Here is a 20,172-nt window from a genome sequence, read left to right as displayed (position 1 = left end):
GATGCCGCCGGTGATCGACATCGACAGTTACGTCAAGGGCGTCCTTGACGGGAAGCGTGCCTTCATCGCGCGGGCCATCACCCTGGTGGAGTCCACCAGGGCAGATCACCGCGCGCTCGCCCAGTCGCTGCTGACGGAGCTGCTGCCGCACTCCGGAACGGCCCGCCGGATCGGGATCAGCGGGGTGCCGGGGGTCGGGAAGTCGACGTTCATCGACGCCTTCGGCACCCTGCTCACCGGCCTGGGCCACCGTGTCGCGGTGCTCGCCGTGGACCCCTCGTCCAGCAGGACCGGCGGCTCCATCCTGGGGGACAAGACCCGGATGGAGCGGCTGGCCGTCGACCCGGCGGCCTTCGTCAGGCCCTCGCCGACCTCGGGCACGCTCGGCGGCGTGGCCAGGGCGACCCGGGAGGCCATGGTCGTGGTGGAAGCGGCCGGGTACGACGTCGTCCTGGTGGAGACCGTCGGGGTCGGCCAGTCGGAGACCGCCGTGGCGAACATGGTGGACTCCTTCCTGCTGCTCTCGCTGGCCCGCACGGGTGATCAGCTGCAGGGCATCAAGAAGGGCGTCCTGGAGCTCGCCGATCTCATCGCGGTGAACAAGGCGGACGGCCCGCACGAACGCGACGCACGCGCCGCGGCCCGTGAACTCGCGGGCGCGCTGCGGCTGATGAACACGGCCGACCCCGCCTGGACCCCACCTGTCCTCAGTTGCAGCGCCCGGGAATCCCTCGGCCTCGACACGGTCTGGGAGCGGCTGGAGCAGCACCGTGCGGTCCTCGACTCGTCCGGCAGGCTGGCCGCCAAACGGCGCGAGCAGCAGGTCGACTGGGCGTGGACGATGGTGCGCGAGGGGCTGCTCAAGCAGTTGCGCGACCATCCGGAGGTACGCAGGACCGCGCCGCTGGTCGAACAGGATCTGCGCGACGGGACGTTGACCCCGACGCTCGCGGCGGAGCGGATCCTCGGCGCGTTCCGGGAGACGCCGCAGCCCTGACGTCGTGATGCCGGGCCGGTACGGAGATCCGCACCGGCCGGCATCCTGCCCCAGCCGTTCGGCGGGGATCGCCTCACGTTCCTTGCGCGGCGGGCGGGCCACTTCCGCACGGTCCGGTACCCCTGGTGCGACGGCCGACCCGCCCTCGTCATCACCGTACGCATCCACGGCGCACGGAGGGTGACAGGCCATCCGGCTCGCGGGCGCGTCCGCCGGGCATACGCCTCGTGACCGTCGCTGCGAACGGCCCCGTTCCCGGGCGGATCGGCGGCGCCGCATTTTGGGGCATATGGTGGGTTGCATGGACGACTCGGGCAATAGGGGGTCGTAATGGTGACAGTCCTCTTGACAGTGATAGTCGTGATCCTCTGTGTGGCCGTGGTCTACGGGCTGTCGGCGGCCAGGGTCATCAAGCAGTACGAGCGGGGTGTGGTCTTCCGGTTCGGCCGGCTCCGTGAAGCCGAGCGACTGCCGGGATTCACCACGGTCATTCCGGGTGTGGACCGGCTGCGCAAAGTGAACCTCCAGATCGTGACGATGCCTGTGCCTGCGCAGGAGGGCATCACCCGGGACAACGTGACCGTCCGGGTCGACGCCGTCGTCTACTTCAAGGTGGTCAACGCGGCCAGCGCGCTCATCGCGGTCGAGGACTACCGGTTCGCGGTCTCCCAGATGGCACAGACCTCGCTGCGTTCGATCATCGGTAAGAGCGATCTGGACGACCTGCTGTCCAACCGGGAGAAGCTCAATCAGGGACTTGAGCTGATGATCGACAGTCCGGCGATCGGCTGGGGTGTGCAGATCGACCGGGTCGAGATCAAGGACGTGTCGCTGCCGGAGACGATGAAGCGGTCGATGGCGCGGCAGGCCGAGGCGGACCGTGAGCGGCGGGCCCGGGTGATCAACGCGGACGCCGAGCTCCAGGCATCGAAGAAACTGGCCCAGGCGGCCGAGGCGATGTCCGAGCACCCCGCGGCCCTCCAGCTGCGTCTGCTGCAGACGGTGGTGGAGGTGGCGTCCGAGAAGAACTCGACGCTGGTCCTGCCGTTCCCGGTGGAGCTGCTGCGCTTCCTCGAACGGGCCCAGCGGTTCCCGCAGATGCCGCAGGGACCGGCTCCCGCGACGACGGCCCCTGAACCCGAGGTGGCTGCCGCCGATACCAACGAGGCGGTGGAATCCGTTGATCCCGTGCCGGAGATCGACCCGGGGACAGCGGCTACGGACACCGGGAGCGATGCGGATCCGGACCCGGGGGCAGGGCGCGGGACGGGCGGCACCCCGTAGTCGTCCGCCCGGCGCTCAACCGCCCGCCGGGCCCGCGTCCGGGCTGAGCGCTCCGGTGCCGACGAGGACGAACAGAGCGACGCCGAGCAGGACCCGGTAGACCACGAACGGCATGAAGCTCTTGGACGAGATGAACTTCATGAACCACGCGATGACCGCGTAACCGACGGCGAAGGCGACGACCGTCGCCAGCAGAGTGGGCCCCCAGGCCACCTGACCGTTGCTGCCCGCATCCTTCAACTCGAAGGCCCCCGAGGCCAGGACGGCCGGGATCGCCAGCAGGAACGAGTAACGGGCCGCGGCCTCCCGGGTGTAGCCCATCAGCAGCCCGCCGCTGATCGTCGCGCCCGACCGGGAGACGCCGGGGACCAGGGCCATCGCCTGGCAGAGGCCGTAGACGAGACCGTCCTTGACGCTCATCTCCTGGAGCGACTTGCGCTGCTTCCCCGCACGGTGTCTGCCGCCGCTCTCGTCGCGGGCGGCCAGCCGGTCGGCCGCACCGAGCACGACACCCATCGCGATCAGGGTGCAGGCGATGACGCGCAGATCACGGAACGAGGTGTCGATCTGGTCCTTCAGCAGGATGCCCAGTACCCCGATGGGTATCGTCCCGACGATCACGAGCCAGCCCGCCCGCGCGTCCTGGTCGCCGCGCAGCGAGCGGTCGGTGAGCGAACGGAACCAGGCGGAGACGATCCGGGCGATGTCCCGGCGGAAATAGATGATCACCGCTGCCTCGGTGCCGATCTGGGTGATGGCCGTGAAGGCCGCCCCGGCATCGGGCCAGCCGGCGAAGGCCGAGGTCAGCCGCAGGTGGGCGCTGGACGACACGGGGAGGAACTCGGTCAGCCCCTGCACGAATCCGAGGACGAACGATTCGAACCAAGACATGGGTGTGGGCCGTCCAAGGGATCAAGGGGCTGGTGCGCAGGGGGAACGTAACGTCCAAAGGTGTACGACCGGTGACGCGAGTGCGTACGGTCGGCCAATGCCCCTGGGGCGGTTCCGGCTCACTTCCCGGTGATGCCCCGGCCCGCCGTATCTCCTGCGGACCGCGGCGCTCTCAACGACCGCGCAGCCGGTGGCGTTTACGCCAGGCGAGCCATGCGGCGCCCACCCCCGACACCACGATGAAGCCTGTCGACGCGAGGAAGGCGGGTGAGGTGGGGGACGCCGCCTCGCTGCCCGCCACCACGTAGGCGGCCGTGTTCGGGACCGACCCCAGCGCGGTGGCCACCAGGAACGGCAGCCACCCCATCCGGGACACCGCCGCACAGTAGTTGGCAGCCGCGAACGGCACCCCGGGGAAGAGCCGGAGCGCGAGCATCGAGCGGAATCCGTGCCGGCTCAACTGGCCGTCCGCCGCCGTCAGCCAGCGCCCGCGCAGCAGCGGACGGAGCGCGCCCTGCCCCAGCACCCGGCCGAGACCGAACGAGACGCCCGCCCCGAGCACCGTCCCGGCGACCGCGGCGGCCAGCCCGACCTGACTGCTGAACAGCGCACCCGCCGCGAGATTGAGCAGCGGACGCGGCACGAAGGCTGCGGTGCAGGCGCCGTACGCCACCGAGAACAGGACGACCGCCGTGACACCGCTGAGCTGCGGAGGCCAGCCGTCGGCGAGCAGCCGCTGCGGCTGGAACAGCAGCATCAGGGTCGCGGCGGCCAGCAGAACCACCACGAGCAGGGAGAGCCGGGACCAGGGCGAGACGAGTGCTCTGACACAGCGCGCGGTCAGGCCGGCGTCGGTTCGGGCAGCGGGCTCCAGCATCCCGGGAGACTAACCGACCCGCGCATGTGATCGCCGTGAGGTGCGCCGCACGGCACCGGACCGTCGGCTCGTGTGCGTGCGCCTGCCCGCGTTTTCCCGCGCGGACCTCGGGGCTTCCACGGGTTCCGGAACCCGTGAACTTCCGTACGGGGAAAACCAGTCGACGCGCCCCGGGTGCTGCGGGCAGGATCAACCGCATGTTCCGGTACGCCTTCCTCCTCGCGCCGTCCGCAGTCGCGGACCCGCCGAAGGCTGCCGGTTTCCCCGATCTCACGGCAGCAGCCGCAACCGCAGCAACCGCAGCAGCCGCAACCGCAGCGGCCGTGCCCGCCGCTGCCGAGGCGCCCTTCGGCGGCGCCCGAAGCTGACCCTTCCCGGATCGTCCGGCGGACCCCGCAGGGGGAGGGTCGGCCAGACCAGGGGGGTCCCGCCACGCTTCGACATCCTGAGGAAGAAAGCCATGCCCAAGACGGCATACGTGCGCACCAAGCCCCACCTCAACATCGGCACCATGGGCCACGTCGACCACGGAAAGACGACCCTGACCGCCGCCATCACCAAGGTCCTCAGCGACCGCGCGGGCAGCAGTACCTCCTTCGTCTCCTTCGACCGCATCGACCGGGCCCCGGAGGAGGCGCAGCGCGGCATCACCATCAACATCGCGCACGTGGAGTACGAGACGGACACCCGTCACTACGCCCACGTGGACATGCCGGGCCACGCGGACTACGTCAAGAACATGGTCACCGGCGCGGCGCAGCTGGACGGCGCGATCCTCGTCGTCTCCGCGCTCGACGGGATCATGCCGCAGACCGCCGAGCACGTCCTGCTCGCCCGTCAGGTCGGCGTCGACCACATCGTCGTCGCGCTGAACAAGGCGGACGCGGGCGACGAGGAGCTGACCGACCTGGTCGAACTGGAGGTCCGGGAACTGCTCTCCGCGCACGGGTACGGCGGGGACGCGGCCCCCGTCGTCCGGGTGTCGGGGCTCAAGGCGCTGGACGGCGACCCGCGCTGGATGGCGTCGATCGAGGCGCTCCTCGACGCGGTGGACACCTATGTGCCGATGCCGGTCCGGTACACCGACGCGCCGTTCCTGCTCCCGGTGGAGAACGTCCTGACCATCACCGGTCGCGGCACCGTCGTGACCGGCGCCGTCGAGCGCGGCACGGTACGCGTCGGCGACCGGGTACAGGTGCTGGGCGCCGACCTGGACGGGGGCGGCACCGTCGTCACCGGCCTGGAGACGTTCGGCAAGCCGATGACGGAGGCCGAGGCGGGCGACAACGTGGCGCTGCTGCTGCGCGGTGTGCCCCGGGACGCGGTGCGCCGCGGCCACGTGGTGGCGGCGCCCGACAGCGTCACCCCGCGCCGCCGCTTCACCGCGCAGGTGTACGTGCTGTCGGCGGGGGAGGGCGGCCGTACCACCCCGGTGTCGACCGGGTACCGGCCGCAGTTCTACATCCGTACCGCGGACGTGGTCGGCGATGTCGACCTGGGGGACACGGCCGTCGCCCGCCCCGGTGACACGGTCACCATGACCGTCGAGCTGGGCCGTGACGTACCGCTGGAGACCGGCCTCGGCTTCGCGATCCGCGAGGGCGGGCGCACGGTCGGCGCGGGGACCGTGACCTCGGTCCTCTGAGGGCCCGGAGCCCGCCTCCCGGACCACCGGGAGGCGGGCTCCGCCCGGCGGTACCGGGACGGCACAATGGGACGGTGAACGAGTCGATACCGGTGATCCGGGACGTGGACCAGGGCACCGCCAGGCTGCTGCCCGACATCGACCGGGCCAGGGCCTGGCTGCTCACGGTCGACGGCGCGCCCCAGTCCTACGTGGACCTCGACGATCCGACGTATCTGGAGTTCGAGTACGCCCGCAGGCTGGGCCATGTCGTGGACTGCGCCGCCGACGAGGGCGACCCGCTCGACGTCGTCCACCTCGGCGGCGGGGCGCTCACCCTGCCCCGTTACGTGGCGGCCCTGCGCCCCGGATCGCGGCAGCAGGTGGTGGAGGCGGACCGCGGGCTGCTCGCGCTCGTCGCCGAACAACTGCCGCTGCCCGCCGGGGCGGGGATCACGGTGCACGCCGGGGACGCGCGGGCCTGGCTCGACAGCGTGCCGACGGCCTCCGTGGACGTCCTGATCGCGGACGTGTTCGGCGGCTCACGGGTCCCCGCACACCTCACGTCCGTCGAGTACGCCCGGTCGGCGGCGCGGGTCCTGCGCACCGGCGGTGTCTACGCGGCGAACCTCGCCGACGGCGCCCCCTTCACCTTCCTCCGTGCCCAACTGGCCACCTTCTCGGCGGTGTTCGAGGAGGTCGCGCTCGTCGCGGAGCCGTCCGTGCTGCGTGGCCGACGCTTCGGCAACGCGATTCTGGTCGCCTCGCACACCGGGATCGACACCACCGGACTGGCCCGTCGTACGGCGTCGGACAGCTTTCCCGCCCGGGTCGAGCACGGTGCCGCGCTGACCCGGTTCATGGGCGGGGCGGAACCCGTCACCGACGCGGTGGCGGTCGCCTCACCCGAGCCGCCCGGCGGGACCTTCGGCATCGGCTGACCCCAGCGCCTCCACCGGCCCCGCAGGAGCGGCCACGGTCCGGTCCGCGGTCGCCGTGGCGGGCCTGCGCCGCAGATTCCGTACGTCGGGCACACAGAGCACCGCGGCCGTCAGCAGGACAACCAGCCCCGCGCAGCCCCACAGCGAGGCCGTCCGCCCGAAGGCGTTCTCCGCGGGGCCCGCCAGCGCGGTCGCCAGCGGCAGCATCGCGAGGGAGCCGAGCCAGTCGTAGGCCGAGACCCGGGAGAACTTCTCCTCAGGGATCTCCTGGTGCAGCGCCGTCATCCAGGAGACGCCGAACGTCTCGACCAGGACGCCGCTGAAGAACATCACGCCCACCAGCGCGCCGAACGGCACCGGCACCGCGAGGGCCGCCGAGGGCAGAGCCAGCGAGAAGACGCAGAGCGTGCCGGTGAGCAGCAGCCTGCGCGGTTTCCAGCGGATCATGATCAGCGCACCGCCGACCGTGCCCGCCCCGAAAGCGGCCAGGGCCAGTCCCCACGGGCCCGGCCCGCCCAGCGAGTCCCGCGCGACCAGCGGGCCGTAGACCGCCTCCGCCGCGCCGATGACGGCGTTGACCACGGCGAACTGCAGGACGATGCTCCACAGCCAGGGACGTCCGATGAACTCCTGCCAGCCCTCCCGGAGATCCGCGAGCATCCCGCCGCCCGGCTCGCGCGGCGGTATGTGGCTGACGTCCAGGAAGGCCCGCAGGGATCCGGCCACCGCGAAGGCGGCAGCGTCGACGGCGAGCACCCAGCCGGGGCCGACGGCGGCGATCAGGGCTCCACCGAGCGCGGCGCCGCCGATGCCGGACCCGTTCATCGCCATCCGGTACAGCGCGAAGGCCCGCCCGGCCTCCTCGCCGTCGACGCTGGACAGCAGCATCCCCTCGGAGGCCGGTGAGAAGAACGCCTGCCCCGTACCGCAGAGCGCGGAGAGCAGCATCATCTGCCAGAGCTGCGGGTGGCCGGTCAGGACGAGTACGGCGAAGGCCGCCTGGGAGACACAGTTCAGGGCGTTGGCCGCCACCATCACCCGGTGCCGCGGCAGCCGGTCGGCGAGCGCGCCGCCGATCAGCAGGAAGAGGACGAGCGGCAGCGTACGCGCGGCGGCGACCAGCCCCACGTCACCGCTGTCGCCGCCGGATTCCAGGACCGCGAACGCGGCGGCGATCAGGGCGCCGTTGCTGCCCAGACTCGTCACTACCGCGGACGCGGTCAGCAGGCTGTAGTTGCGTCCGGCCCATGCCGGGCGCCGGATTCGCCGGGAGGCGGCGGCAGGAGACGTCACTCCGGGACTATCGCTGCTGCCGCCCCTCCGTGCCAAACCGATTCTGCGGCGGGATCCGGGTCAGGAACTGGAACCGGCGCTGGGACTGGCGTTGGAGCCGGTGGGCTCGCCGGCCAGCCGGACCGTGCTGAGGATCTTGTCGATCGTCGCCTGGGGAAGTGCGCCCGGGACGCCCGTGCTGTTGTAGAGGGAGAACGCCACGAAGTCGTCGGCCGAGTTCTTGAAGCCGAAGGTGATGGCCTGGCCGTCGGTGGTGCACTTGGACTTCTTCGGCACCCCGGTCGCCCAGGCGCGGGCGAGACTGCCCGTGATCCCGGACTTGGTGGTGTACGGCTTCGACTTGGAGGTCTTCACCAGCTTCTTGTTCGGCTGCGTGTAGGCGCCGTAGACCCACCAGGGCACCTGGTTCTCGGCGACCTGCTGGGTGTCCTTGGCGCCGTCGGCACCCTTGGTGCCCGCGCCGCCGAGCCCGGTGTCCTCGGTGTAGCCGTTCTTGTCCGCGTCGTCCGTGCACCACTTGGACTTGTAGAACGCGGGCGCCGAGTGGCCGATGAGGGTCTTGCCCTTGGCGTCCTCGAAACCGCTGAAGGTACCGGAGGTCGCGACCTCCCAGTCCGGTGGGACGTCGAAGGCCGTTCCCCACTTCGGGTTGACGACGACCTTCCACCCCGCGATGAGCGGCTTGACCTCGCCGCCCGCGCGCGGGTTGGCGGTGGGCGAGCTGTCCTTGCCCTGGTCCCCGGTCGAAGCGGACGGAGACGTCTTTCCGGCCTGGGCCGTGTCGCTCTTGTCGCCGTCGTCCTTGAGCACGACCACCCCGGTGACCACCGCGGCGGCGACGACAGCCGTCGCGGCGACGATCGCGACGACCGTGGTCTTCTTCTTGTCGTTCCCGGGCGGCCGGGGCGCGCCGGGCGGCGAGCCCACCGCGTACTGCGGCACCGTCGGCTGCTGGTACGGATTGGGCTGCTGATACCCCTGCGGAGCCCCCGGCTGGGGCTGCTGGTAAGGGTTCGGCTGCTGGTATCCCGGCTGTTGATAGGGATTCGGGTTCTGGTCCTGCGGGTTCTGCTCGCCCCCGGGCGGCTGCTGTCCTGGCCACATGGCGAGTAACCATAGAGGGGACACGGGCCCCTCGCTACGGCCGCCCCCGCCCGGGGATGGCCAAGCTGTCCTACTCGTGGGTAACATCGCATTTCATGAGCGCAGATCAGATGTCCGTCGGTGAGATGCTCGCCGCCACCGTCCCCATGGCCAGGACCCTCCACCTGGAGTTCGTCGAGACCACGCCGGAGCGGGCAGTCGTCCGGCTGCCGGACCAGCCCGACTTCCACAACCACGTCGGCGGACCGCACGCGGGGGCGATGTTCACGCTCGCCGAGTCCGCGAGCGGTGCGATCGTCATCGCCGCGTTCGGCGACCAGCTGACCCGCGCCGTGCCGCTCGCCGTGCGGGCCGAGATCGACTACAAGAAGCTCGCCATGGGCGCGGTGACCGCGACAGCGACGCTGGGGCGGCCGGTGGCGGACGTCGTCGCCGAGCTGGACGCGGGGGAGCGCCCCGAGTTCCCGGTGCGGATCACGGTGCAGCGGGCGGACGAGGCGGTGACCGGCGAGATGACGGTCGTCTGGACGCTGCGGCCCAACTCCTGAACGTAAGGGCCCCGTACCTGTGTGAAGAGCGCGTAAGGCACCCCGTACCCCGGGGTGCCTTTCCGCTCCCCTCGGCCGCCGCCGGTGAGCAGGTAGGCTTTCCAACAGGCGGCACGGGGGAGTGCGGCCGTCGGAAACGGGCACTTCGAAGGGCAGGGGCCGGCGTTGCATATCCAGGAGTGGCTGGACACCGTTCCGGCGGTCAGCGTCTATCTCCTGGTGGCGGTTGTCATCGGGGTGGAGAGCCTCGGGATTCCGCTACCGGGTGAGATCGTTCTCGTCAGCGCCGCCCTGCTGTCCTCGCAGCAGGGCCATATCGACCCGTTGGTGCTCGGCGCGTGCGCCTCGGCGGGGGCGGTCGTCGGTGACTCGATCGGCTACGCGATCGGACGCAAGGGCGGACGCCCGCTGCTCGCCTGGCTCGGCCTCAAATTCCCCAAACACTTCAGCGGGCCGAACATCGGCATGGCGGAGCGGTCGTTCGAGAAGTGGGGCATGTGGGCGGTCTTCTTCGGCCGCTTCATCGCGCTGCTGCGGATCTTCGCCGGGCCGCTCGCCGGTGTGCTGCACATGCCGTACTGGAAGTTCCTCACCGCCAACATGCTCGGCGGCATCCTGTGGGCGGGCGGCACCACCGCGGCGGTGTACTACGTGGGCGTCGTCGCCGAGTCGTGGTTCAAGAACTTCTCCTACGCCGGGCTGGCGGTCGCCGCACTCATCGGGGTCGGTTCGATGCTCGTCATCAGGAACCGCGCGAAGAAGGCGCACGCGAAGGCCGAGGCGGCTGTGGACACACCGGAGGCCGTGGCCGCCGACTGAGCGGGCTCACGCCCAGAGCGCGTGGGCGGCGGCCACCCCCGCGTAGGTGGCACCGAGCCCGGTGACCACGCCGGCGACGACATTGGCCGTGGCGTAGAACTTCGCCCCGTCCTCAGCCAGCCGCAGCGTCTCGTAGCTGAACGTCGAGTACGTGGAGAGCGCCCCGCAGAACCCGGTGCCGACCAGCAGCTGCACCGACGAGGACGCGGCTCCCGCGCTCACCGCACCAGTCATCACGCCGAGCACCAGGCAGCCCATGACATTGACGAGGAAAGTGCCCCAGGGGAAGACGCTGTCGTGCCTGGTCTGCACGGTTCGGTCGGTCAGATACCGCAGGGGGGCACCGACCATCGCCCCGACCACCACCAGCAGCCAGTTCACCGCTCCACCTCGCGGGCCGTGTACCGGACCACCTCACAGGCGTCGAGGGTCACCAGGCCCTCGGTGACCAGCTCGTCCAGCTGCGGCAGGAACGCCCGGACCTTCTCCTCGGTGTCCACGATCACGATCGCGACCGGCAGGTCCTCGCTGAGCGACAGCAGCCGCTGGGTGTGGATCAGCGAGGAGGCGCCGAATCCCTCGATGCCCCGGAAGACGCTCGCGCCCCCCAGACCCGCGCGGTGCGCGCGGTGCACGATCTCCGAGTACACCGGCTTGTGGTGCCAGAGGTCGGATTCCCCGATGAAGATCGTCGCCCGCAGGGCGCTGCCCGTCAGCCCGGTCATGACTGCCTCCACGCGATTGCGCGGCGGGTCAGCCACACCGCGCTCCACACCGCCGCGAGAGCCGCGAGCAGCGTCAGTCCCAGATACGCCACACCTGTACGGGCATGGCCGCCCTCCAGCAGCCGCCGGATGTCCACCGCGTAGGTGGAGAACGTGGTGAATCCGCCGAGCACCCCGGTACCGAAGAACGGCCGCACCAGCCGGTGCGCCGCCCAGACGTCGCTGATCACCACCATGAACACGCCGATGACCGCGCACCCCACGACGTTCACCACCAGGGTGGTCCAGGGGAACCCGGCGGGGGCCGTGGGCCAGATCAGGGCCGCCCCGTAACGGGCGGACGCCCCGATCGCACCGCCGACGGACACCACCGCCAGTACCGGCCAGGTATCACGTGTGATCTCGTGCCGCCGTGCCGGTGGTGAAGGCAGGGGACCGGGGGCCGGCTCGTCGGGCTGGTCCACCGTAGGGGGCTGCTGTGCGCCCATGGACATATCTCTCCTACTCACAGGGCTCCCGCACGCGGGAGCGATCCATCGCAAGTAGGGACCGTTGGCGGCCTCGTGCGCCGCGGTTCGGGTCCGGCGGGCCCCACCGCCGTGCATCCGCCGCAGTGGCGGACGCACCATCAAGGCTAGCGTCAGGTGACCGGCCGCCGCCAACCGGCCCGCTCGTGCGCCCCCCCGGTCCCGGCGTGCCCGCTTCGGGCCGTTGCTTCCGTACGAACCGTCTCAGCCGGCGTGCGCCTCGCGATGGGCCTTCGCCAGGTCGACGTACACCGCCGCGTTCAGCCTGATGCCCTCGCGCTCCTCCTCGGTCAGCTCGCGCCGGACCTTGGCCGGTACACCGGCGACCAGCGAACCCGGCGGCACCCGCATTCCCTGCGGAACCAGCGCCTGGGCGGCGATCAGTGAACCCGCCCCGATGTGCGCGCCGTTGAGGACCGTGGCGCCCATGCCGACGAGTACGTCGTCCTCGACGGTGCAGCCGTGCAGTACGGCGTTGTGGCCGACCGACACCCGCTCGCCGACCGTGACGGGGAACCCCACGTCGACATGGACCGTGGCGTTGTCCTGGATGTTGCTGCCGGCGCCCAGGACGATCGGGCCGCCGTCGGCGCGCAGCACCGTGTGGTACCAGACGCTCGATCCGGCGGCCAGTGTCACCTCGCCGAGCACGACAGAGGTCGGCGCCGTGAAGGCCTCCGGGTCGATGACCGGCTCCTTGCCGCCGACGCCGCTGATCAGGGCCTGCTCCGCCATGGCTGTCTCCTGGTTCCCGTGCTCGGTGTGGTCGCGCGCCACCGGCACCGTAAGCGACGTTGGGTGGAAGATCACAGCCCACCCCACTGATCGGCGCTCGGCGGGCTGAGTACGGTGTGGGGGTGGCCCGGAACAGAAACACGTTCTCATCGCTGACCTCCCGTGCGCTGCACGCCGGATGGCACTGGGTCCAGCGGGCGGGCGCGGTGACGGCGGAGCGGCCGGGCCGGCTGCGCTTCAGGAGCATAGGCACCGGGACCCGGCTCGCCTTTCCGCAGGGCGCCGTCTTCGGCGAGCCCTGGATCGAACTCGGCGACCACTGCATCATCGGTGAACAGGTCACCCTCACCGCCGGGATGATGCCCGATCTGGATCTCGGACCCGATCCGATCCTGACCCTCGGCAACGGGGTCGTGCTGGGGCGTGGCAGCCATGTGATCGCCGATACGAAGGTCACCATCGGCTCGGACACCTACTGCGGCCCGTACGTCTACATCACGTCCACGAACCACAGTTACGACGATCCGCACGAGCCCGTCGGCAAGCAGTGGCCGCGCATGGAGCCGGTCGAGATCGGGCCGGGCTGCTGGCTCGGAACGGGCGCGGTCGTCCTGCCCGGAGCCAGGCTCGGCCGCAACGTGGTGGTGGCCGCCGGTGCGGTCGTACGCGGCGAGGTGCCCGACCACGCGGTGGTGGCCGGGGCGCCCGCGCGGATCGTGCGGAGCTGGGACGCGGAGAAGGGCTGGCAGCCTCCGCTGCGCACACCCGCACCCGTACCGATCCCGGAAGGTGTGACGCCGGAACAGTTGCTGGCCCTCGCCGACCTCGAACCCGACACGTCCTGAGAACCGCGCCGGGGCCATCGGCCGACTGCTCGACGGCGGTCAACTTCCTGAAGGGCCGCCCGACATCACCCGCGCCGGTTCAGTAGCGTGACAGGCATGCGTGCTCCCATCGGAACATTCGACGTCGTCCACCCCGCCCCGGACTGTCTGGACCTGCTCACCGCACCCGTCGCGGACGCGGTGCGGAACTGGCAGGGGGACGTACCCGCCCAGGACCTGATCTATGTGGACAGCGATCCGGAGATCGCCGACACCGATGCCTTCGTGGCGCACTACGGGCCCGAACTCCTCGACGTCTCGGCGAACTGCGTCGTGGTCGCGGGCAAGCGCGGCGGCGAGGTCTCGCTCGCCGCGTGTCTGGTGCTCTCGCACACCCGCCTCGACGTCAACGGCGCCGTGCGCAAGCAACTCGGCGCCCGCAAGGCGTCCTTCGCGCCGGTGGAGACGGCCACCGGCGAGACCGGCATGGAGTACGGCGGGATCACACCGATCGGGCTTCCCGGTGCCTGGCCCCTGCTCGTGGACTCCGCAGTGGTGGACCGGGAATGGGTCCTGATCGGCAGCGGCCGGCGCCGGGGCAAGCTGATCGTGCCCGGCAAGGCCTTCGCCGGACTGCCGGGTGCGGTCGTCCTCGACGGACTGGGCGGCTGACGGCGAGGACGGCCGGAAGCGGGGGCGGAACGAGCCGAGCAGGGGCACGGCGCATCGGGACCAGGGCGGGCCCGGATCAGGGCAGAGCCGGTATCTCGATCGCCGGGCAACGGTCCATGACCATGTCGAGACCCGCGGCGGTGGACCGCTCGTACGCCTTCTCGTCGATCACCCCGAGCTGGAACCAGACGGCCTTGGCCCCGATGGCAACAGCCTGGTCGGCCACCTCCCCGGCCAGCTCGCTGTTGACGAAGACATCGACGACATCGACCGGGAACGGGATGTCCCGCAGCGAGGCGTACCCCGGCTCGCCGTGGACCGTCTCCGCCTTGGGGTGGACGGGCACGATCTGCTTGCCGAAGCGCTGGAGCACCCCGGCCACACCGTACGCCGCCCGGTGCTGGTTGTTCGACAGGCCCACCACCGCCCAGGTGTCACCCGCCGAGGTCAGGATCCTGCGGATGGTTTCCGTGTCTGCGTGGTCTGCGTGCATACCCGGTCAACGGCCCACCCGCGGAGACTGTTCCCGCCGGGCCGCATAGGCTGGCCGGATGCAGGAGCAGTACCGGACGGTCGCCCGTGAGGGCGTGCACGAGACCGAGATCAACCGATCGCGCTTCATCTGCGCGCTCGCGCCCGCCGCGAGCGAGGGGGAGGCGCAGGCCTTCGTCGCTCGCATCCGCAAGGAACACCCCACGGCCACCCACAACTGCTTCGCGTACGTCATCGGCGCCGACGCGTCCGTCCAGAAGGCGAGCGACGACGGCGAGCCCGGTGGCACCGCGGGAGTGCCGATGCTCCAGATGCTGATGCGACGCGAGATCCGGTACGCGGTCGCGGTCGTCACCCGCTACTACGGCGGGGTGAAGCTGGGAGCGGGCGGGCTGATCAGGGCGTACGGAGGAGCGGTCGGCGAGGCCCTGGACGAGCTGGGCACCCTCGTCCGGCAGCGCTTCCGGCTGGTCACCGTCACCGTCGACCACCAGCGGGCGGGCAAGCTGGAGAACGATCTGCGGGCGACCGGCCGGGCGGTGCGCGAGGTGCGGTACGCGGAAGCGGTGACCATCGAGATCGCGCTGCCGGACACGGACGTCGAGAACTTCCGGGCCTGGCTCGCGGACAGCACGGCGGGGTCGGCGGAGCTGGAACTCGGCGACGAGGCGTACGGGGACGTGTGACGGGCCCGTGGTCCGACGGGCCGGCGGATCCGGCGGGCGGACCCGTCCACGCCGGGTGGTCAGGCAGCGCGGCCGGATCCGACCGGACGGACGGAGTGACCGCATGCGCTGTCAGACCCCCCGGATAACCTCGGGCAACATGAGGCTGCTGCACACATCGGACTGGCACCTGGGCCGGTCCTTCCACCGGGTCGGGCTCCTCGACGCCCAGGCCGCGTACCTCGATCACCTGCTGGCGACGGTGCGTGAGCACGGGGTGGACGCCGTCCTGGTGGCCGGGGACGTCTACGACCGGGCGGTGCCGCCGCTCGCCGCCGTCGAGCTGTTCGACCGGGCGCTGCACCGGCTCGCCGAGGCGGGCGTACCGACGGTCATGATCTCGGGGAACCACGACTCCGCACGCAGGCTCGGGGTCGGCGCGGGCCTCATCGGGCGGGCGGGGATACATCTGCGGACCGATCCGGCGGGCTGTGCCACCCCGGTGATCCTCTCCGACGCGCACGGCGATGTCGCGCTGTACGGGCTGCCGTACCTCGAACCAGCCCTGGTACGTGATGAGTTGAAAGCGGCGAAGACAGGGCACGAGGCCGTGCTCGCCGCCGCGATGGGCCGGGTGCGGGCCGATCTCGCGCAGCGCGCGTCCGGCACCCGCTCCGTGGTCCTCGCCCATGCGTTCGTCGCCGGAGGCGAGCCCAGCGACAGCGAGCGGGACATCACCGTCGGCGGGGTGGCCGCCGTACCGGCCGGCGTCTTCGACGGCGTGGACTACGTGGCGCTCGGCCATCTGCACGGCAGCCAGACGCTCTCCGAGCGGATCCGCTATTCGGGCTCCCCCCTCGCGTACTCCTTCTCCGAGGTCGCGCACCGCAAGACGATGTGGCTGGTCGATCTGGGGCCCGCCGGGGAGATCACCGCGGAGCGGATCGACTGCCCCGTCCCCAGGGGGATCGCCAGGATCCGGGGCACGCTGGCGGACCTGCTGGCGGACCCGGCGCTGGAGCGGCACGAGGACTCCTGGGTCGAGGCGACCCTGACCGACCCGGTGCGGCCGGACGAGCCCATGACCAGGCTGGCCGGGCGCTTCCCGCACACGCTCAGCTTGCTGTTCGACCCCGACCGGGGCGTGGAGGACCCGCTCGTCTCGTACGCGCGGCGCCTCGAAGGCCGTACCGACCAGCAGATCGCGGAGGACTTCGTGGCGCACGTACGGGGCGGGGCCGGGCCCGACGAGGCGGAGCGGGGCGTGCTGTCGGGCGCCATCGACGACGTGCGGGTGGACGACGGTGTGAGCGAGGTGGCGCGATGAGGCTGCACTCCCTGCGTATCACCGCCTTCGGCCCCTTCGGCTCCACGCAGGAGGTGGACTTCGACGCGCTCTCCGCCGCCGGGATCTTCCTCCTCCACGGGCCCACCGGAGCGGGCAAGACCTCCGTCCTCGACGCTGTCTGCTACGCGCTGTACGGCGCGGTGCCCGGTGCCAGACAGACCCCCGGTGCCGGCCTGCGCAGCGATCACGCGCCCGTCGGCGAACCGACCGAGGTCTCCCTCGAACTGACCATCGGCGGACGTCGGTTGGAGATCACCCGGCTGCCCGCGCAGCCGCGCCCCAAGAAACGCGGCACCGGGCTCGTCATGGAGAAGGCCCAGAGCAGGCTGCGCGAGTACGACCCGCGGAGCGGCGACTGGCGGGCCCTGAGCCGGTCCCACCAGGAGATCGGCGAGGAGATCACCCAACTCGTCGGCATGAGCCGGGAGCAGTTCTGCCAGGTGGTCCTGCTGCCCCAGGGCGACTTCGCCCGGTTCCTGCGCGCCGACGCGGAGGCGCGCGGCAAACTGCTGGGCCGGCTCTTCGACACCCGCCGTTTCGCGGCAGTCGAGGAACGGCTCGCCGTCCTGCGCAGGGCGGCCGAGGCGCAGGTGCTCGCCGGTGACGAACGGCTGCTGACCCTCGCCCACCGGATGGCGGAGGCTGCGGGCCCCGCCGCAGGGGACTGGCCGCCGCCCGGCGACCGGCCCGGCGAACCGGGCCTCGCGGAGTCCGTCCTGGTGTGGGCCGCGGTCGCCCGCAGCGGAGCCCGGGAGCGTCTGGACATCGCACGGTCGGCCGTGTCGGCAGCGGAGAACAGACAAGCCGCTGCCCGGCTCGCCCTGGAAGCCGAACGAGAACTCGCCAGGCTCCAGGAGCGGTTCGAGCAGACCCGTCGGCGCGCCGAGGCGCTGGCGGGATGCCGGACCGAGCGTGAAGCGGCGCGCGACCGGCTGGACCGGGCACGGCGCGCCGAACGGATCGCCGACCCGCTGGCCCAGCGCGACGGGGCCGCGGAGCACCATCGTGCCGCGGCCCGCGCCTGGGAGGCCTTCACACAGAGGCTCCCCGATGAACTCGCGGGCGCGGGCGCCGAGCAGCTCTCCGCGCACGAGCGCAAGCTCCGGCAGGAACTGGGCGGCCTCGAGGCCGCCAGACGGGCCGAGCGACGCAGCGCCGACATCACCGCGGAGCGTGCGGGGCTGGACCGGCAGGCCCGTGCCGACGACGAACTGATCCAGGAATCAGCCGGCTGGCTGGCCGGCTGGGAGGCCGTGAGCCGCCGCTGCCAGGACCGGATCGACGCGGCCCAGGAAGCGGCGACCCGTGCCGAGCAGCTGGCCGGACAGCTCGAACCGGCCCGTCTGAGGCTGGAGGCCGCGCGCACCCGCGACCGGCTCACGGACGAATCGGCGGCGGCCGGCCGACGGCTCGACGCCGCCCGCGAGCACGCGAACGCCGCACGCGAGACCTGGCTCGACCTCCGTGAGCGCCGACTGCGCGGCATCGCGGCCGAGCTGGCCGCCGGGCTGCGCGACGGCGAGTCCTGCGCGGTATGCGGCGCCACCGAACACCCGATGCCCGCACGGGCCGGTACGGGGCATGTGGACCGTGCCGCGGAGGAAGCAGCGTACGAGACGCACACCCGTGCCGATCAGGACCGGGCCGCGGCCGAGCGCGCGCTCGGCACCGTCCGGGAGACGATCGCCGAGGCGCGCGCCGGATCCGGCAGCGCCTCCGTCGGCGAACTCGAAGAGCTCGTGGGTGAGTTGCGCCGCGAGCACACCAGGGCCCATCAGATCGCGGCAGACACCCACGCCGCACGGGAAGCTCGCAGCCGGGCCGAGCGCGAGCACGGCGAACGGATCACGGCGCAGCAGCAGGCCGAACGCAGAGTCGCCGCCCGGACGTCCCGGCGAGAGGCCCTGGAGGCCGAACAGGACTTGCTGGAGAAGGAGTTGGCGCTGGCGCGCGGTGCGGCAGGCAGTGTCGCCGAACACGCCGCGCTGCTGGAGCGCCGGGTGCTGTTCCTGGACCGGGCCGCCGAGGCGGTGCGCGCTGTCGACGCCACCGCCCAGCGGCTGAAGGAGGCCGACGGCCGACTCGCCGAGGCCGCTTTCCGCGCCGGGTTCGACACCCCGCAGGCAGCGGTGGCCGAGTTGGCGGACGACGCGGAGCACCGCGAACTGCAGCAGCGGCTCGACGCATGGCAGGCCGAGGAAGCCGCAGTCGCCGACCGGCTGGCCGAGCAGGACGCGGCCGACGCGGCCACCCGTCCACCGGCTGCTCCGGAGGCCGCCCTGACCGCGTTGGCGACAGCGGAACACGCGCTGCGGGACGCGGCTTCGGCGCTCGACGCGGCCGGTGAGCGCCGCACCGCGCTGGTACGCCTCTCGCAACAGGCATCCGTCGAACGGGACCGGCTCGGACCGCTCCGGTCGGAGTACGAGAGGGTGGCGCGACTCGCCACCCTCACCGCAGGCACCGCCGCTGACAACGAACGCAAGATGCGTCTGGAGTCGTACGTCCTGGCGGCCCGTCTGGAGCAGGTGGCCGCCGCCGCCACGGCCCGGTTGCACCTCATGTCCTCGGGCCGCTACACCCTGGTGCACTCCGACGCCAGAGACGGCGGGCGGGGCAGATCAGGACTCGGCCTGCACGTGGTCGATTCCTGGACCGGGAGGGAGCGCGACACGGCGACCCTCTCCGGCGGCGAGACGTTCTTCGTCTCCCTGGCCCTGGCGCTGGGGCTCGCCGATGTGGTCACCGACGAAGCGGGGGGCATGCGGCTCGACACGCTCTTCATCGACGAGGGCTTCGGAAGCCTGGACGACCAGACGCTGGACGAGGTCCTCGATGTGCTGGACTCGCTGCGCGAACGGGACCGCAGCGTCGGCATCGTGAGCCATGTCGCCGATCTGCGCCGGCGGATCCCGACCCAGCTGGAGATCGTCAAGGAGCGCCACGGGTCGGCGGTTCGGCACCGCACGGCAGGAGCCGACGGCTGAGGAGCCGGCCGCCCGAAGACAGCCCGGCCGAGCCACCGCCAGGCAGGAGCGGCTTCATTTCTCCCGCTCACCGGTTTTCCTGGACACGGATACCCGGGCTTGGTCGGATAGCGGGATGACATCGTTCTGGAAAGGCAAGCGGGTACGCCTGCGCGGCATCGAACCCGACGACTGGACCGCGTTCATGCGCTTCGCCGAGGACGAGGAGCGGCTGGGTGACGTACTGCACCCTCCCCGGTCCGCGGAGAACTACCGTGTCCGGGCCAAGGAACAGGCCGCCGCCAAGCCCGGCGACGACTGCTTCCAGCTGGTGATCGAAGCCGTCGACACCGGGGCCGTCGTCGGTGTCATCGGCTCCCACCACGCCGACCGCCGTGCGGGCCGGTTCGAGTACGGCGTCACGATCGGCGCGGACCACCGACGTAAGGGGTACGCGGCGGAAGCCGCCCGGCTGCTGATGCGCTTCATGTTCGCCGAGCAGCGCTTTCACAAGTGCGAAGCACACGTCTTCGCGTGCAACGAGGCGTCGTTGGAGCTCCAGCGCCGACTCGGTCTCGTAGAGGACGGGCGCCTCCGCGATCACGCGTTCCTCGACGGTCGGCACCACGACGTCGTGGTGATGAGCATGCTCGCCGACGAGTTCGCCCAGCGGCACCCGGCGGGCGAACGCTGATCCCGGTCTTCCTCAACACGCAGACCCACCAGGGAAGACGGCCGGTGCGTGACCACCGCCCCTTCGGTGTCGCCGGGAGAGTCCGCAGCGTCCCGGCAGCCGGGCCCACGCCACTCGCGTGAGCCCGGCCGCTGTCCGCAGCTGAG

At 71.5% G+C, this 20,172-nt stretch carries 22 protein-coding genes; 13 read left to right on the top strand and 9 right to left on the bottom strand.

What is annotated here, in order from left to right; translation table 11 throughout:
• The first annotated feature begins 1 nt into the window (after position 1).
• Positions 2–997, top strand: a complete 996-nt coding sequence (gene meaB, locus OG709_RS04370) for a methylmalonyl Co-A mutase-associated GTPase MeaB (RefSeq protein ID WP_329164883.1) — start codon at positions 2–4, stop codon at positions 995–997.
• Positions 998–1,327: 330 nt separating this feature from the next.
• Entirely contained in the window at positions 1,328–2,281 is a 954-nt protein-coding gene (locus tag OG709_RS04365) for a slipin family protein (protein ID WP_250300774.1), read from the top strand.
• Between the two features lie 15 nt (positions 2,282–2,296).
• Here the strand turns inward: OG709_RS04365 and OG709_RS04360 are convergent, their stop codons facing one another.
• Both OG709_RS04360 and OG709_RS04355 read right to left on the bottom strand, forming a co-directional pair.
• On the bottom strand, positions 2,297–3,172 hold the full coding sequence (locus tag OG709_RS04360) for an undecaprenyl-diphosphate phosphatase (RefSeq protein WP_329164882.1): 876 nt from the start codon (positions 3,170–3,172) through the stop codon (positions 2,297–2,299).
• A gap of 172 nt (positions 3,173–3,344) precedes the next feature.
• Positions 3,345–4,049 carry a TVP38/TMEM64 family protein gene (locus OG709_RS04355; protein WP_266644150.1) on the bottom strand — a complete coding sequence of 235 codons (705 nt, stop codon included), beginning with the start codon at positions 4,047–4,049 and terminating at the stop codon, positions 3,345–3,347.
• 197 nt (positions 4,050–4,246) lie between these two features.
• On the opposite strand from OG709_RS04355, the gene OG709_RS04350 reads away from it, so the two are divergent.
• From OG709_RS04350 to OG709_RS04340, 3 genes are all read left to right on the top strand, one after another.
• On the top strand, positions 4,247–4,417 hold the full coding sequence (locus OG709_RS04350; RefSeq protein ID WP_250300770.1) for a hypothetical protein: 171 nt from the start codon (positions 4,247–4,249) through the stop codon (positions 4,415–4,417).
• A 92-nt stretch (positions 4,418–4,509) separates the two neighbouring features.
• Positions 4,510–5,694 (top strand): elongation factor Tu, encoded by a 1,185-nt coding sequence (gene tuf, locus OG709_RS04345; RefSeq protein ID WP_329164879.1) that lies wholly within the window; start codon positions 4,510–4,512, stop codon positions 5,692–5,694.
• Between the two features lie 74 nt (positions 5,695–5,768).
• On the top strand, positions 5,769–6,614 hold the full coding sequence (locus OG709_RS04340) for a spermidine synthase (protein WP_250300767.1): 846 nt from the start codon (positions 5,769–5,771) through the stop codon (positions 6,612–6,614).
• Here OG709_RS04340 and OG709_RS04335 read toward each other — a convergent pair.
• The gene (locus OG709_RS04335; RefSeq protein WP_250300765.1) at positions 6,576–7,907 is read right to left on the bottom strand and encodes an MFS transporter; all 1,332 of its coding nucleotides are present in this window, start codon (positions 7,905–7,907) and stop codon (positions 6,576–6,578) included. The genes OG709_RS04340 and OG709_RS04335 overlap by 39 nt on opposite strands.
• A gap of 60 nt (positions 7,908–7,967) precedes the next feature.
• The gene (locus OG709_RS04330) at positions 7,968–9,011 is read right to left on the bottom strand and encodes a hypothetical protein (RefSeq protein WP_250300764.1); all 1,044 of its coding nucleotides are present in this window, start codon (positions 9,009–9,011) and stop codon (positions 7,968–7,970) included.
• Between the two features lie 110 nt (positions 9,012–9,121).
• Between OG709_RS04330 and OG709_RS04325 the strand changes: the two genes are divergently transcribed.
• Positions 9,122–9,559 carry a DUF4442 domain-containing protein gene (locus tag OG709_RS04325; protein ID WP_250300871.1) on the top strand — a complete coding sequence of 146 codons (438 nt, stop codon included), beginning with the start codon at positions 9,122–9,124 and terminating at the stop codon, positions 9,557–9,559.
• Between the two features lie 165 nt (positions 9,560–9,724).
• Positions 9,725–10,378, top strand: a complete 654-nt coding sequence (locus tag OG709_RS04320; protein ID WP_266644155.1) for a DedA family protein — start codon at positions 9,725–9,727, stop codon at positions 10,376–10,378.
• A gap of 6 nt (positions 10,379–10,384) precedes the next feature.
• On the opposite strand, the gene crcB (OG709_RS04315) is transcribed toward OG709_RS04320, so the two are convergent.
• From crcB (OG709_RS04315) to OG709_RS04300, 4 genes are all read right to left on the bottom strand, one after another.
• Positions 10,385–10,759, bottom strand: coding sequence for a fluoride efflux transporter CrcB (gene crcB / locus OG709_RS04315; protein WP_266644156.1), 375 nt, complete (start codon positions 10,757–10,759; stop codon positions 10,385–10,387).
• Positions 10,756–11,103, bottom strand: a complete 348-nt coding sequence (locus tag OG709_RS04310; protein WP_266644158.1) for a DUF190 domain-containing protein — start codon at positions 11,101–11,103, stop codon at positions 10,756–10,758. The genes crcB (OG709_RS04315) and OG709_RS04310 overlap by 4 nt, the downstream gene beginning before the upstream one ends.
• Positions 11,100–11,591 carry a fluoride efflux transporter CrcB gene (gene crcB, locus OG709_RS04305; RefSeq protein WP_250300758.1) on the bottom strand — a complete coding sequence of 164 codons (492 nt, stop codon included), beginning with the start codon at positions 11,589–11,591 and terminating at the stop codon, positions 11,100–11,102. The genes OG709_RS04310 and crcB (OG709_RS04305) overlap by 4 nt, the downstream gene beginning before the upstream one ends.
• Before the next feature lie 243 nt (positions 11,592–11,834).
• Positions 11,835–12,365 carry a gamma carbonic anhydrase family protein gene (locus OG709_RS04300; protein WP_250300756.1) on the bottom strand — a complete coding sequence of 177 codons (531 nt, stop codon included), beginning with the start codon at positions 12,363–12,365 and terminating at the stop codon, positions 11,835–11,837.
• Between the two features lie 122 nt (positions 12,366–12,487).
• On the opposite strand from OG709_RS04300, the gene OG709_RS04295 reads away from it, so the two are divergent.
• Both OG709_RS04295 and OG709_RS04290 read left to right on the top strand, forming a co-directional pair.
• The gene (locus OG709_RS04295; protein ID WP_308409476.1) at positions 12,488–13,210 is read left to right on the top strand and encodes an acyltransferase; all 723 of its coding nucleotides are present in this window, start codon (positions 12,488–12,490) and stop codon (positions 13,208–13,210) included.
• A 96-nt stretch (positions 13,211–13,306) separates the two neighbouring features.
• On the top strand, positions 13,307–13,861 hold the full coding sequence (locus OG709_RS04290) for a YbaK/EbsC family protein (protein ID WP_250300752.1): 555 nt from the start codon (positions 13,307–13,309) through the stop codon (positions 13,859–13,861).
• A gap of 76 nt (positions 13,862–13,937) precedes the next feature.
• Here OG709_RS04290 and OG709_RS04285 read toward each other — a convergent pair whose 3' ends face one another.
• Positions 13,938–14,354 carry a CoA-binding protein gene (locus OG709_RS04285; protein WP_250300751.1) on the bottom strand — a complete coding sequence of 139 codons (417 nt, stop codon included), beginning with the start codon at positions 14,352–14,354 and terminating at the stop codon, positions 13,938–13,940.
• Between the two features lie 58 nt (positions 14,355–14,412).
• Here OG709_RS04285 and OG709_RS04280 point away from each other — a divergent pair, with 58 nt between their 5' ends.
• From OG709_RS04280 to OG709_RS04265, 4 genes are all read left to right on the top strand, one after another.
• Positions 14,413–15,039, top strand: a complete 627-nt coding sequence (locus OG709_RS04280; RefSeq protein WP_266644160.1) for a YigZ family protein — start codon at positions 14,413–14,415, stop codon at positions 15,037–15,039.
• Positions 15,040–15,178: 139 nt separating this feature from the next.
• Positions 15,179–16,345, top strand: a complete 1,167-nt coding sequence (locus OG709_RS04275) for an exonuclease SbcCD subunit D (RefSeq protein ID WP_266644162.1) — start codon at positions 15,179–15,181, stop codon at positions 16,343–16,345.
• Positions 16,342–19,353, top strand: a complete 3,012-nt coding sequence (locus OG709_RS04270; RefSeq protein ID WP_250300748.1) for an AAA family ATPase — start codon at positions 16,342–16,344, stop codon at positions 19,351–19,353. Before OG709_RS04275 ends, OG709_RS04270 begins: the two co-directional genes overlap by 4 nt.
• A 115-nt stretch (positions 19,354–19,468) precedes the next feature.
• Positions 19,469–20,026: a GNAT family N-acetyltransferase gene (locus OG709_RS04265; RefSeq protein ID WP_250300747.1), complete on the top strand. Its 558-nt coding sequence runs from the start codon at positions 19,469–19,471 to the stop codon at positions 20,024–20,026.
• Positions 20,027–20,172 lie beyond the last annotated feature (146 nt).

This window comes from Streptomyces sp. NBC_01267 (assembly GCF_036241575.1).
Classification (GTDB): domain Bacteria; phylum Actinomycetota; class Actinomycetes; order Streptomycetales; family Streptomycetaceae; genus Streptomyces.
The sequence above is the reverse complement of the archived record's forward strand: the minus strand, read 5'-3'. Positions and strand labels throughout refer to the sequence as shown.